Genomic DNA, 12349 nt, shown 5'->3' on the forward strand with positions numbered 1-12349 from the left:
CGCCGAAGCGGTGCTGCCGCTCAGCCCGGGTGGCATGCGCAGGCTTCGCCGTGCGCCGCCGCCACCAGCTCGTGCAGGATGCCGCACTCGCCGCCTTCGTGTTCACCCTTGCATCGCGCACGCAGCTGCACCAGCTGCCGCTCCAGCGCGCGCATGCTTTTGAGCCGCGCCCGCACACGGCTGAGCTGTTCGTCCACCAGCTGGTCCACGTCGAGGCAGTGCTGCGCCGGGTCGTCCACGAAGGCCAGCAGGCGCTTGATGTCTGACAAGGGCATGTCGAGCGCGCGGCAGTGGCGGATGAACGACAGCCGCTCCAGGTGCGGCCCTGCGTAGTCGCGGTAGCCGTTGTCCGAGCGCGCCGGGGCGGGCAGCAGCCGTTCCTTTTCGTAGAAGCGGATCGTCTCCACGTCCACACCCGTGGCCTGGCTCAGTTCCTTGATGCGCATGGTGAAAACCTGTGTTCGAGAAAGGGTGTTGACACTGTAGCGGCTCCAGGGTTTCCAATCAAACCATTCGAAAGGAAAACCCCATGTCTGCCCACTGCTGCGAACACGACACACCGAAACCTGCGGCCCTCGTCAACCTGCCGCGTTACCGCCGCATCCTCTGGGTCGCGATGCTGGTCAATGCGGCCATGCTGGTGGTGGAGCTGGCCGCAGGCTACCGCTCGGGCTCGGTCTCGTTGCTGGCCGATGCCATCGACTTCGGGGGTGACGCGCTGAACTACGGTGTGTCGCTGGCGGTGCTCTCGGCGGCGCTGGCCTGGCGCGCGCGCGCCGCCATGTTGAAGGCGGTCAGCATGGTGGCGTTTGGTCTGTTTGTGTTGGGCCGGGCGCTCTGGAGCCTGTGGAGCGGCCAGGTGCCCGAGGCCATGACCATGGGCCTGGTGGGCATGCTCGCGCTGGGCGCCAACCTGGCCGTGGCCTGGATGCTCTACGCCTTTCGAGAAGGCGATGCCAACATGCGCAGCGTGTGGCTCTGCACCCGCAACGACGCCATCGGCAACATCGCCGTGATGCTCGCGGCGCTGGGGGTGTTGGGCACCGGCACCGCCTGGCCCGACCTGCTGGTGGCCACGCTCATGGCGGCCCTGGCGGTGCGCGGGGGCTGGCAGGTCTGGCGCCAGGCGCGTGGTGAGCTGGGGGCCGATGACGGCCACGGGCATTCACCAGGCCATACCCACTGACCGGGCCGGGGCCTTGGCTTCAGCCGCCTGCGGTGAGTTCGCGCACCACGTTGGCCACCGACTCGGCGTCGGGCAGGTGCGAGAGAGCGCCGATCAGTTCGTCGCGCACCTGGCCCAGCAGCGCCTCGAAGCGCTCGGCGTCCACGTTCAGGGCGGTGGCGTAGGACTGCACCAGGGCACGTTCTTCGGCGCTCAGTTGACCATCGGCGTAGCCGGTCATCAGGCACATCAGCACCACGGTGTCGGCCACTTCCGCCGGGCTACCGGCCATGGCCTGGGCGTCGAAGCTGTGGGTGTCCGACAGCATGGCCGCCGTGGTCGGCATGTCGGCCTGGCGCGAGTTCTCGTAGAACTGGCCGATCAGCGCCGCTTCGGCGGGGTGGATGCCGTCCACCAGGGCCACGGACAACATGGCCTGGGTGAGCTGGATGACCTGGGTGGCGCTCAGGTTCTGGTCTTGGATCGGGTGCATGGGAGGCTCCTTGTGTAGGGGGTCTGCGGGTCAGCGGATCAACGGGTCAAGGCGCGCCGTTTGGCGGCGATCAGGTTGCTCTGGATGTCGGCGATGGCCATGTCGCGGTAGCGCTTGGGCAGCATGGAGCGGCGCGAAGTCTCTGACACCGCGAGCAGCTCCATGAACTCGATCATGTCGCGCTCCTGCGGTGGCATGAAGTCGGCTGCGGCCTGATTCAGTGCATCGGCGTTCAGCGGCGTGGCCTGGTTGCGCGCCAGCTCCACGGCCAGCAGCGAGAGCGCTTCGAGGTCGGCGTTGGAGTAGCCGGTCAGGGTGTCGCACAGGGTCAGCAACTCTTCCATGCTCGCCACACAGGGCTCTTCGTAGCGCGAGAGCACGGCCTGCAAGACCTGCACGCGCTCGGCCGCGGTGTCGCAATAGAAGAACGGGATCTTGCGGTCGAGCCGGCCGGGGCGCTTGATGTCGCTGTCGAGTTTGTCGGGCCGGTTGGTCATCATCACGAACAGCACCTGGCCGCGGTTCTCGGTCTCGGCCATGAACTCTTTGAGCCGCGCGATCACGCGCGAGCTGGTGCCGCCGTCGCTGTCTTCGCCGCCGCCGTTGCCGAAGCTGCGGTCGCCTTCGTCGATGATCACGGCGATGGGGCCCATGGCCTTGACGGTGGCGAGCACGCGCTCCAGGTTGGCCTCGGTGGAACCGACCCACTTGGAGCGGAAGTTCTTCAGCGCCACGGCCGACAGGCCCGCTTCTTTCAGGAAGGCCTTGATCACGAAGGTCTTGCCCGAGCCCATGGGGCCGACCGCGAGCAGGCCCATGGGTGTCAGCGTGGTTTCGCCGGCCTTGAGGTTCTTGGCGATGGCCATCAGCTCGTGCTTGATGTGCTCATGCCCGCCCACCGACGAGAGGCCGTGTTTGGGCTCGATGAACTCGATCAGGCCCGCGCACTCCTTCTCGATCATCTCGCGCTTGCGCGCGTGGATGACCTTGAGCACCTCCTGGTCGGCATCGCCCTCGGGCAGGGTCTTGCCGGGCTCGATCAGGCGCGTGATTTCGGCGGGCGTCATGCCGGCGGTGATGGTGGCCAGCGTGTCGGCGCGGGCTACCGCGTCGGGCGTGCCTTCAAGCAGCTTGCCGATCAGCGCGCGGCGCTCGGCCTCGCTCAGGCCATGGCCCTTGGTGCCCGCCAGGATGTTGGCGAGCTGCACGGTGCGCAGGCCGCTGGTGCGCTCGGAGAACAGCTCGACCTGGTGCTCGCTGAGCTTGGGCGCGAAAAAGCCAATGACCTTTTTGCGCAGCGGCAGGTCGGGCATGGGGATTTCAATCGCCGCCACCTTGGGATTGGACAGCAGGCCCGGGTTGATCGCGTTGAGCGACTCGGTGATCAGCACGACGATGTTGTCGCCCTGGGTCAGCGTCTGGTCCAGCGACCAGCGGTGGAACACCAAGTAGGTCTGGCGGTCGGTCTGCGCCATGAAGCTCGGGTCGCCGGCGGGCAGCAGCGCGTCGGCGTAGGGCACGATGACGGCGGTGGACGGCTGCGCGCGCATGCGCTGCTCCAGCGCATGCAGCGAGGCCAGCAGGTCGGGCTCGGTGCCTTCCTCGGCCTGGCGCAGCAGCGCGCGCTGCTTGTCTTCGCTCGTCCCCGAGAGCACCCGGATGCCGCGCTCCAGGCTCACCTCGCACACGTGCTGCTTGGTGTCTTTGAACAGCTCTTCGACCAGGAAGGCGCCGAGGTTGTGCAGCTTGTCACCGACCAGGTAGTTGTCGAAGACGTTGCGGTAGAGCACGAAGGTGGACGCTTCGCCCGCCAGGTACTTCTGCCGCAGGACCTCGGCCCAGCGCGGCAGCTCGTGGCGGGGGGATGCGGGTGCGTTCATGCGTTGTGAGGCTCAGAGTGTTTTGGTGGGCGCAGCCTGCGCGGCGGCGCGGGCCTGCTTCATGGCTTCGAGCTGGGCCTTGGCCGTCACGCTGCCGCTGCTCTGACGCAGCTTGTTGAGGCGCACGTCCAGGTCGGAGTTCTGCAGTTCGGCGCCCAGGCTGGCCTGCGCCACCTGGCCCTTGATGTGGTCGCGCACGGCGCCCAGTGCCTGCACTTCGGCGTCCACCGACAGACCGTCGAGCTGGCCCTGGATCTTGATGCGGGCTTGAGCGCTGTGCATCTGCGCCAGCATGCGCTCTTTCTCGGCCTTGAGCTTGTCGATCTCGGACTTCACCTGGATCAGCGAGTCCTTGGCGTTGTCGGCGTCGGCGGTGGCCTGGGCCGCGTCGGCGCGCAGCTCGGTGAGCGCCGCGTCCAGCGTGTTCTTCTTCTGAATCAGCACCACGGCGAGGTCGTCCTGGTTGGTGGCCATCGCCGCTTCCAGGTCGTTGGTCACGGCAGCGAGTTCACGCTCGTGCGCTTCCAGGCGCGAGGTGATGTCCTGGCGGCGCGCGATGATGGCGCCGGTGGCGGCCTTGAGCTGGGTGTACTTCTGGATCATCGAAGCGATCGCGTTCTGGTAGGCGATCTCGGGGTGCTCTTTCTCGATGTCCGAGACCCAGAGGGAGATGAAGCCGGTCCAGAGGTTGGCGAGGCGGGCGAAGATTGCGTTGTTGGCCATGGGAAGCTCCTGGTTGAAAGCGGGGGGAGTTGAGGGTGGGGTTCAGTTTTTCTGGCGTTGCGCGGCCTGGCGGACGGCCGCGCTGGGCATGCTGCCCGAGGCGCTGGCGCGCGGTGCCTTGTGGCCGAAGGTGGCAAGGTCGGCGTCGTCGAACTCGGCGGCCACCTCTTCGGCGATGCGCAGGCGCGAGAGCGAGTCTTCGAGCTTGCTGCCCATGTCGGTGGCGTAAGGCGAGGTGATCACCAGCTGGTACACCTCTTCCATCTTGTCGGGCATGGCGACCAGCGTGGCTTCGAGTGCGCTGCGCCGCACCGCGAGGCGGCGCGAGCGGTTCAGCACCTCGGTGTATTCGGCGAGCGTGGCGCGCAGCTGCCGCGCCTCTTCGTCGCCCAGCGCGGGGTTGCGCAGCTGCGCCTCGACGTTGGCGATGCGGCGGTTCACCTGGTCTTCGCTGGTGTGGTCTTTGCGCCGGCGCAGCGAGGCGTTGACCGCGCAGAGGCCGAGGTAGTCCACCGTGAGCGTGTCGAGTTTTTCCACGTCCTGCCGCGTCAGTGTGGTTTGCCGGTCGCCCGCTGTCTGGTAGAGCGCCTGCACGCGCTCCCACATGTGCTGGTAGGTGCTGAGCGCGTCGGTCTCGCCGCGGTCGCGCAGCTCGGCGATCAGCAACTGGCGCCGCTGGCTGAGGCTCTGGTGGTGGGCCTCGCGGTCCACCCAGGCCTTGAACGACGGCAGGCTCGGCACCATCAGCGCCGCCAAAATTTCGGTGCCCGCCGCCAGCGTGCCGACCAGCGCCAGGCCCGCGAGGCCCATGGGGATGGACGCAAAAATCGCCACCACGCCGGCCGCCAGCAAGGCGGTGCGGTTGGCGGGATGGCGTAGGAAGGCGCCCAGGTAGGAAGGCTTGTCGCTCAAGGTCGTGGGGCCAGTGTCATTTGCGGATTCACTGGCGTTTTCATTTGGCGAAGCGCGACCAGATGCGGTTGATCTCCTGTTCGTCCTGCTCGGACAGCACCGGGATCGGCGACGAGCGGCTCAGCGAGGTGGTGCTGGGCACCACGGCCGGGTTGCTCTTCACGCTCTCGCTCATGAATTCGCCGGCCTTGAGGTTGGCGTTGGCGTACCCCACGGTGTTGGACACCTTGGCGATCACCTGGGGCCGCATCAGGTAGTCGATGAACTGGTGCGCGCCGCGCTTGTTTTTGGCGTTGGTCGGCACCGCCATGGCGTCGATGGCGAGCAGTCCACCGTCGGCCGGCACGCGGTACTCGACCGCGCCGCGCGACTTGGTCTGGGCCTGCACCGCATCGCCCGAGAAACCGATGGCCACACAGATCTTGCCGTTGGCCAGCGAGTCGATGAACTGGTCGGTGGGGATGACTTTGACCGTGCCCACGAGGCGCTCCATCACCTTCTCGGCGGCCGCGACGGACGCGCGACCATTCCACTTGGGTTGTCCGCCGGCCATGGCCGCGAGCGGGAGCACGTCGGACGCCGAATCGACCACGCCGATGCCACACGACTGGAAGCGCTTGGCGATGGCCGGGTCGAACACGGTGGCGAGCGCGTCCATGGTGTGGCCGGGGAAGGCCTTGCTGGTGAGCTTGGGGTTCCAGGCGATGCCGACCGTGTACCACATGTAGGGCAGGCTGTAGGCGCCGTCCTTGTCCCAGGCGCGCAGGGTCGCGTCCACGCGCGGGTCGATGTTGTTCAGGTTTTTGAGGCTGGCTTTGTCGAGTTTGCCGAGCAGGCCCTTGGCCGCCATGCCGGGCACGGCGTTGGCGGTGGGGAACACCACGTCGTAGGGCGTGCCGCCTGCGCCCAGGCGGGCCTGCAGGTCGTCGTTGTCCGCGAAGATGTCGTAGACCACGCGGATGTTGAATTCCTTCTCGAAGTCCTGCAGCACGCTGGGCTCGATGTAGTCGGGCCAGTTGAGCACCCGCACCGTTTCCTTGGCGCCTGCGCCCGCGCCGTTCACCGCACGGCGCAGGTTCATCAGCACGGTCGAGGTGATCAGGCCATCCACGCTCACACCCTGCGATTCCTGAAAGGCCTCGGTGGCCACCTGCGTCTGCGGGCCGAAGGTGCCGTCCAGCGGGCCGGCGTTGAAGCCCAGCTTGCCCAGCAGGATCTGAGCCTCGCGCAGGCCCTGCGCGTCGACGATCTTTTCTTTGCCTTTGTAGTTGCCGCTGGACCAGTTTTGGCTGGTCCAGATGTGGCGGCGGATGGCGTTGAGCAGCGCGTCGTTGACCTCGCTGGCGGGTGCCGTGCCGGTGCGGGCGGCGAAGGCGCGCATGGCGTCCAGCGTGGCGGGGGTCAGCGTGCCAGACGGTGTTTCGCGCAGCAGGCCGAGGCGGGCCAGCAGGCGCTGCGCCGATTCCACCTTGGCGTTGCGCGCACCGGCCGGTGCGGCGGTGGGGGCTTTGGGCTCGGCGGTGCCGAAGACGAAGCCCTGGGCTTGGGCGGTGCTCGACAGCCAGAGACCACCCAACAGGGCGGTGGCGAGGGCAATGGGACGGAGGTTCATGGGAATCCTTTGAATCAGACGGCGCGAAGGCTCACTGGCCGGGCGCGAAACAGATGGTGTTGCGGGACTGGGCCAGCTGAAAGAGCTTGGCGGCGGCGTCCTGGTCGGCTTTGATGCCGCCCTGGCCCTTGAGCGTCATCTCGCCCAGGTGGCAGGCCGCACCGGCGTCGCCGCCCTTGACCGCTTGCTCAAGATGGGAGCGCGCCTCGGCGAAATCGCCGTTCTCCATGAGCTTGCGGCCTTGCGCTGCGTGATCGGCCGGCGACAGACCGAACGCGCCGTTGTTGCTGACGGCCGCGGGCGTTTCGCTGGGGGCCGGCGGCGTGCTCGGCGGCGTCGAGGTCACGCTGCTGGCGGGCGTTTCCGATGGGGTCGGGCTGGGGTTGGTCGTGGTGGACGCAGGCTCTGCGGGGCCGAAGCCGTCTTTGAGCGCGAAGTTCCACACGGCCGAGGCCATGGCGCCGATCACGGCGAGGCCGATCAGGCCTTTGGAAAGGGGGGTCAAGCTGGCCATGGGGTCATTCCTTGGGGGCGACGGGCGCACCGAACTGCGCCGAGAGGTTTTGCAATTGCTGGCCGAGTTGCGACAGGCTGGCGAGCTGTCCGGCGGTGTGTTCGCGGGCGGCCTGGAGCTGGGCTTCCTGGCGGGCGATGTCCTGGGCGGCGCGGGCCACCTCGCGGTTCATCAGGGCGTCGAGCTCAGACATCTGCTGGCGGATGTCGCCCACCACCTTGTCGCGCTTGGCTGTCACGGTCTCGATCCGCGCCAGCGTGTCGCGCTCCAGCGCCTGCAGGTTGAGCTGCAGCAGCTCGGCGTGCATCGACAGCGCCTGGGCCTTGGTTTGCGCGTCGGCCAGCGGGTCTTCGATGGTCCACGACTCGTCGGCCGCGTCCATGGCCTGGATGGCCATCAACCGGGTGCCGGGGTCCATCGCGCTCAGGCCCTCGATCAGCCGCAGCAGGCGCTCGGCGGGGTAGAGCGACGGCGGCACGCCGGCCTGGGCGTAGATGTCGTCGAGTTTCAGGGGGGTGCCGATGGTCGGCATGGTGGCTTCGGGTGGTGGCGCCACGCCGGGCTCCTCTGCCGGAACCGGGGCAGGCGGCGCTGGGGACGCAGCGTCGTCGTGGGACGTGTCCATGCGCACCAGCCCTGCCTTCTCCAGAAAGCCCATCACGCCCTTCATGTCTTGTTCTCCAGCATGGTGTTCATACGCAGTGCCTCCGCACAAGGGTTCCCTGATGGACGCGCCGTTGGGCGGCCCGGGCGAACCTCGCAGGGAGTTTACGGCAACGCTGGAGCGGATTGAGGGCTGGATTCGGGCTCCGACGCCATCTCGCCCGCCGGGAAGGGCGGGCTCAGCGGAACCGCTGCCAGCCCCAGCCGATGCGCAACACGATCGTGATGCCGCACAGCACCGCGAAGCCATAGGCAATGTGGGGGAACCACTGTGGCCAGAGGCACATGGCGGCGAAGGCGGTGATGGTCTCCGTCGCTTCGGTCAGGCCGCCGAGAAAGTAGAAGCTCTTGTCCGGGAATGCCGCCGACTGCAGTTGCCGCTTCTCGGCCACAGCCGCGAAGGCCAGGAAGCTGCTGCCGGTGCCGATGAAGCTGGCCAGCAGCACGGCAGCGGGCAGGGCGTTGGCGGCCGGGTCGGCCAGCGCAAAGGCCAGCGGGATGGCGGCGTAGAACAGGAAGTCGAGCGTGATGTCGAGAAAGCCGCCCCGGTCGGTGGGCTGGGTTGCGCGGGCCGCGGCGCCGTCGAGCCCGTCCATCAGGCGAGAGAGCAGCAGCAGCGCCAGACCCGGCAGGTACTGCTGGAAGGCGATGGCCACCGCCGCCGCCATGCCGATGGCGAAACCGGCGACGCTGATCGCATCGGCCCCCACGCCCAAGCGCACGAGGCCGCGCGCAGCCATCGACAGGAGCGGTCGCAGCGCCTGTTGCACGGCCTTATCCAGCATGGGCCAGCTCCAAGACGAGGGCCGGGTCGGCGATGTCGGCCGCATCGTGCGTCACCAGCACGGCCGGGATGTGGCGCTCGCGGAGGTGTTCGAACACGAAGGAGCGGAATTGGTCGCGCAATGTGGCGTCGAGCTTGGAAAAAGGCTCGTCGAGCAGCAGCGCTTTGGGACTCGCGAGCAGGGCGCGCATCAGCGCGACGCGGGCTCGCTGCCCACCCGAGAGCGTGGCCGGGTCGCGCGCTCCGTAGCCTTGCAGGCCCGCTTCTTCCAGCGCCTGCTGCACCTGCGCCAGCCGCTGCGCGCGTGGACCGGGCGGCACGGCGAACAGCAGGTTCTCGGCCACGGTCATGTGGGCGAAGAGCAGGGCGTCTTGGAACAGCAGGCCGATGCCGCGTTGGGCGGTGGGCTGGTGGGTGATGTCATCTCCGTTGAGCCGGACCGCGCCCGTGCAGCGCAGCGCCTGCGCACCTTCGGCCACACTGCCCAGCGTGCCGGCGATGGCCGCGAGCACCGAGCTTTTGCCGCTGCCGCTGGCACCCATGAGCGTGAGAATCTGGCCCGGTCGCACCTCGAAACGCAGGTCTCGCACCAACGTGCCTTGCGCGCTGCCGAGGGTGGCAATGTGGACCGAGAGTGTCATGTGTTGGCGACTTTAAATCGGCGCGGCCTGCCCAAGTAGGCGGCGACGCCGAAGGCCAGCACCGGCAGCAGAAACTGCAGCCACCCGTAGGCGCTGGTGAGCGAGCGCTGCGCACCGGCTGCGAGCGTGACGGCTTCGGTGGTGACGCTGGAGAAGCGGCCGGCACCGACATAGAGCGTCGGCAGGTACTGCGCCACGCTGACCGCGAAGCCCACGGCGGCGCTGCTGGCCAGCGCGCGGCGCAGCAGCGGCCATTTGACGCTCAGCAAGAAGCGCCAGCGACCGTGACCAAGGCTGGCGCTGAGCGTTGCGCAGCGCGGATCAAAACCGAGGTAGGCGGGTGAGAGCGCAATCAGCACATAGGGCAGCACCATCAGCGTGTGAGCGAACAGCAAGCCGGACCACTGACCTTCGATGCGCAGCGTGAGCGCAAAGCTGTACATCCCCACCACCCACAACACGGCGGGCAGCACCAGCGGCAGGTGGAGCAGGGGACGCAGGGTGTTGTCCCAGTGGCGCGGGGCGAGTTCTAGCCAGGCCACGCACCAGGCCAGCGCCAGCGCAGCGGATGAGAGCGCGAGGAGCAGCGTGGTGGCGAGGGTGCTGCGGCTGGACCACACGCTGTGCCAGGCCTGGCCGGTCAACGCTTCGGGCCAGAGCGCGGGGAAGGGCCAGATACCGGCGATGCTGCCGACGGCGAGGGTGAGCAGGATGGCGGCGTATAGACCTGCCAGCAACAGGGCTGCCAGGGGAAGCGGGTGGGCGCGCGGGCCCTCACCCCTGCTCTCTCCCAGGGGGAGAGGGGGTAAGACATGGCGTCGGCCTGCACCCTTGTCCTCACCCTGGGGGAGGGCAGGCAAGGCGCCTCGCTCGCCGTTGCCTTGGCGCGCGCCGCGCATGGCCATGGCTTGCAGTGCACGCCAGACCAGCACACACACCAGCACCACGATGGCCAGCACGCCCCCTGCCGCCGCCCCCTGCGCGTTGGTGGTGAGATCGGCGTCCTGCAGCCACTGCCAGGCCAGCACCGCCAGCGTGGGGGGCGAGGCGGGGCCGATGACCAGCGCCACGTCCACGACGGTGAGGCCGTAGGCCAGCACCGCGAGCAGGGGCCAGAACAGGCGCGGCGCCAACTGCGGCCAGACCACGCGCCAGTACGCGCGCTGCGGGCTGTAGCCCAGCGTCTGTGCCAACGCGTGTTCGGCGCGCCAGCGCTGGCGCAGGTCGTCGCGCTGCAGCTGGGTGGCGGCGGTCCAGAGCAGGAAGGGGATTTCTTTGGCGGTCAGCGCGGCGATCAGGCCCAGGCCCCAGGGATCTTGCGTGGTCGGCCAGGGGGGGGGGAATTCAAAGCCGGTGAGCCAGGGCGAGAACGCGCGCAGCAGCCAGCCGCTGGGGGCGAGCAGAAACGCCAGGCCGATGGCAAACGCCGCGTGCGGCGTGGCCAGCATCGCCGGCAGGCCGCGCAGCAAACGATCGAGCGATTGCCGGACGAAACCTTGAGCCAGCAGCGCTGCGGCGCCCCACCAGGCGAGCGTGGTGGAGGCCAGGCCGGTCCACAAGCTGTAGGCCAGGGCACGTGTCCACTGCGGGTCGTGCCAGAGCGCGCCCCAGGCGCTGGCGTCGAACAAAGCACCGAGCGCCAGCGCTGCTGTGGCCAGCAGCGGCAGGGCCGCCATCAGCAGCAGGGTGGCGGCGACCACACGGCGCATGGACTGCGGAGGGTCAGGTCCCACCGTACCGGCGGGTCCATTCCTTCTCCAGGGGATCAACCCACGACGCATGCGGCTCGGGCAGCGCGGGTGCGGTCTGCTTCACCTGGCCGGGCAGCGGCGTGGCATTGAACAATGCGCGTTCGGCGACGGGCAAACGATTGACGTCCAGCACCGTGGGGTCGCCCCAATGCGCGATGTCGGCCTTGCGTGCCTGGGCCTTGGGCGAAAGCAGGAAGTTGGCGACCACCATCGCGCCGGCGCGGGCCTGGGCGTTGTAGGGGATGGCGACGAAGTGCGTGTTGCCCACGGTGCCTTTGGCGAACTGCCAGCTGTACACGGTGGCGGGCAGGCGCTTGGCCACGATCTCGTTGGCCGCGTCGTTGGGGTTGAAGGTGATGGCCAGCAGCAGCTCGCCGTCACTCACCATCTGGCGGATGGCGCCGGCGTTGGCCGGGAACTGCTTGCCACCGCGCCACAGGTGGGGGTGCAGCGCATCGAGGTAGGCCCACAGCGGCGCGGTGACGGCGGCAGAGGCCTCGGCGGTGAACGGACGGGCCAGCGTGGCGGCATCGTGCGTGTGCTCCAGCAGCGCCTGCTTGACGAAGGTGGTGCCGTGGAAGGCGGGCGGGCGCGGGTAGCTGATGCGGCCGGGCTGCTGGCGGGCCAGGGCCAGCAATTCGGCGGTGTTCTGCGGTGGTTGCGGCAGGCGTTTGCTGTCGGCAAAGAAGGTGAGTTGCGCCATGCCCCAGGGCGATTCCAGCCCGTCGGTGGGCACGGAAAAATCGTTCAGCGTGGTGGGCTTGCCGGTGGTGTCCACATGGGCGAAGTTCGGCAGGGTCTGGGCGAAGGGCGCGCCCAGCAGGCCGTCGCGTTTCATCGCGGCGAAGTTCTCGCCGTTGATCCAGATCAGGTCCACCGTGCCTTCGCCGAGCTGGCGGCCAGCGGTTTTCTCGGCGCGCACGCGTTTGACCACATCGGCCGCGTCGCTGACCTTCACATGTTCCAGCTTCACACCGTGCGTGGCCTGAAGCTCACCCGCGGCCCACTGGATGTAGGCGTTGATCGGCTCGCTGCCGGCCCAGGCGTTGAAGTACACGGTCTGGCCACGCGCGGCCCGTTCGATGTCGGTCCAGGCGGCCGCAGCGGTCTGCGCCCAGGCGGGTGGCAGTGCGCTGCCGGTGGCGGCGCCAGCGGCGAGCAGGAGGTGGCGGCGGGTGAGGGCGTGTGTGGGGGTGGGCATCGTCAAAGGG

Annotated in this window: 13 protein-coding genes; 1 reads left to right on the forward strand and 12 read right to left on the reverse strand. The window is 68.4% G+C overall.

Features of this window, described 5'->3' with window-relative positions; all coding sequences use genetic code 11:
• Positions 1-20 precede the first annotated feature (20 nt).
• Positions 21-446 carry a Cd(II)/Pb(II)-responsive transcriptional regulator gene (gene cadR, locus B0E41_RS03400; protein ID WP_077328819.1) on the reverse strand — a complete coding sequence of 142 codons (426 nt, stop codon included), beginning with the start codon at positions 444-446 and terminating at the stop codon, positions 21-23.
• Positions 447-529: 83 nt separating this feature from the next.
• Here cadR and B0E41_RS03405 point away from each other — a divergent pair, with 83 nt between their 5' ends.
• The gene (locus tag B0E41_RS03405) at positions 530-1186 is read left to right on the forward strand and encodes a cation transporter (protein ID WP_077328821.1); all 657 of its coding nucleotides are present in this window, start codon (positions 530-532) and stop codon (positions 1184-1186) included.
• Between the two features lie 19 nt (positions 1187-1205).
• Here the strand turns inward: B0E41_RS03405 and B0E41_RS03410 are convergent, their stop codons facing one another.
• From B0E41_RS03410 to B0E41_RS03460, 11 genes are all read right to left on the reverse strand, one after another.
• On the reverse strand, positions 1206-1658 hold the full coding sequence (locus B0E41_RS03410; RefSeq protein WP_077328823.1) for a TerB family tellurite resistance protein: 453 nt from the start codon (positions 1656-1658) through the stop codon (positions 1206-1208).
• A gap of 38 nt (positions 1659-1696) precedes the next feature.
• Entirely contained in the window at positions 1697-3538 is a 1842-nt protein-coding gene (locus B0E41_RS03415) for an AAA family ATPase (protein ID WP_077328826.1), read from the reverse strand.
• Between the two features lie 12 nt (positions 3539-3550).
• Positions 3551-4261: a PspA/IM30 family protein gene (locus tag B0E41_RS03420; RefSeq protein WP_077328828.1), complete on the reverse strand. Its 711-nt coding sequence runs from the start codon at positions 4259-4261 to the stop codon at positions 3551-3553.
• 42 nt (positions 4262-4303) lie between these two features.
• A complete protein-coding gene (locus B0E41_RS03425; RefSeq protein WP_077328831.1) occupies positions 4304-5173 on the reverse strand; it encodes a hypothetical protein in 870 nt (289 codons plus the stop codon).
• A gap of 40 nt (positions 5174-5213) precedes the next feature.
• On the reverse strand, positions 5214-6785 hold the full coding sequence (locus B0E41_RS03430) for an extracellular solute-binding protein (RefSeq protein WP_077328833.1): 1572 nt from the start codon (positions 6783-6785) through the stop codon (positions 5214-5216).
• A 31-nt stretch (positions 6786-6816) separates the two neighbouring features.
• Complete coding sequence (locus B0E41_RS03435) at positions 6817-7299, reverse strand: hypothetical protein (RefSeq protein WP_077328836.1); 483 nt, start codon at positions 7297-7299, stop codon at positions 6817-6819.
• 4 nt (positions 7300-7303) lie between these two features.
• Entirely contained in the window at positions 7304-7969 is a 666-nt protein-coding gene (locus B0E41_RS03440) for a chemotaxis protein (protein ID WP_077328839.1), read from the reverse strand.
• Between the two features lie 172 nt (positions 7970-8141).
• A complete protein-coding gene (locus B0E41_RS03445) occupies positions 8142-8747 on the reverse strand; it encodes a CDP-alcohol phosphatidyltransferase family protein (protein WP_077328841.1) in 606 nt (201 codons plus the stop codon).
• Positions 8737-9387, reverse strand: coding sequence for an ATP-binding cassette domain-containing protein (locus tag B0E41_RS03450; RefSeq protein ID WP_077328844.1), 651 nt, complete (start codon positions 9385-9387; stop codon positions 8737-8739). Before B0E41_RS03450 ends, B0E41_RS03445 begins: the two co-directional genes overlap by 11 nt.
• A complete protein-coding gene (locus B0E41_RS03455) occupies positions 9384-11096 on the reverse strand; it encodes an ABC transporter permease (RefSeq protein WP_253194587.1) in 1713 nt (570 codons plus the stop codon). The genes B0E41_RS03450 and B0E41_RS03455 overlap by 4 nt, the downstream gene beginning before the upstream one ends.
• A gap of 13 nt (positions 11097-11109) precedes the next feature.
• A partial coding sequence (locus B0E41_RS03460) for an ABC transporter substrate-binding protein (protein WP_363350174.1) occupies positions 11110-12349 on the reverse strand: 1240 nt, incomplete at its 5' end.

It is taken from the genome of Hydrogenophaga sp. A37 (assembly GCF_002001205.1).
Lineage (GTDB): Bacteria > Pseudomonadota > Gammaproteobacteria > Burkholderiales > Burkholderiaceae_C > Hydrogenophaga.

What these genes read in the sequence shown, in the direction of transcription:
- cadR (WP_077328819.1), bottom strand. Translation starts at nt 446, where the DNA reads ATGCGCATCAAGGAACTGAGCCAGGCCACGGGTGTGGACGTGGAGACG.
- B0E41_RS03405 (WP_077328821.1), top strand. Translation starts at nt 530, where the DNA reads ATGTCTGCCCACTGCTGCGAACACGACACACCGAAACCTGCGGCCCTC.
- B0E41_RS03410 (WP_077328823.1), bottom strand. Translation starts at nt 1,658, where the DNA reads ATGCACCCGATCCAAGACCAGAACCTGAGCGCCACCCAGGTCATCCAG.
- B0E41_RS03415 (WP_077328826.1), bottom strand. Translation starts at nt 3,538, where the DNA reads ATGAACGCACCCGCATCCCCCCGCCACGAGCTGCCGCGCTGGGCCGAG.
- B0E41_RS03420 (WP_077328828.1), bottom strand. Translation starts at nt 4,261, where the DNA reads ATGGCCAACAACGCAATCTTCGCCCGCCTCGCCAACCTCTGGACCGGC.
- B0E41_RS03430 (WP_077328833.1), bottom strand. Translation starts at nt 6,785, where the DNA reads ATGAACCTCCGTCCCATTGCCCTCGCCACCGCCCTGTTGGGTGGTCTC.
- B0E41_RS03435 (WP_077328836.1), bottom strand. Translation starts at nt 7,299, where the DNA reads ATGGCCAGCTTGACCCCCCTTTCCAAAGGCCTGATCGGCCTCGCCGTG.
- B0E41_RS03440 (WP_077328839.1), bottom strand. Translation starts at nt 7,969, where the DNA reads ATGAAGGGCGTGATGGGCTTTCTGGAGAAGGCAGGGCTGGTGCGCATG.
- B0E41_RS03445 (WP_077328841.1), bottom strand. Translation starts at nt 8,747, where the DNA reads ATGCTGGATAAGGCCGTGCAACAGGCGCTGCGACCGCTCCTGTCGATG.
- B0E41_RS03450 (WP_077328844.1), bottom strand. Translation starts at nt 9,387, where the DNA reads ATGACACTCTCGGTCCACATTGCCACCCTCGGCAGCGCGCAAGGCACG.
- B0E41_RS03455 (WP_253194587.1), bottom strand. Translation starts at nt 11,096, where the DNA reads ATGCGCCGTGTGGTCGCCGCCACCCTGCTGCTGATGGCGGCCCTGCCG.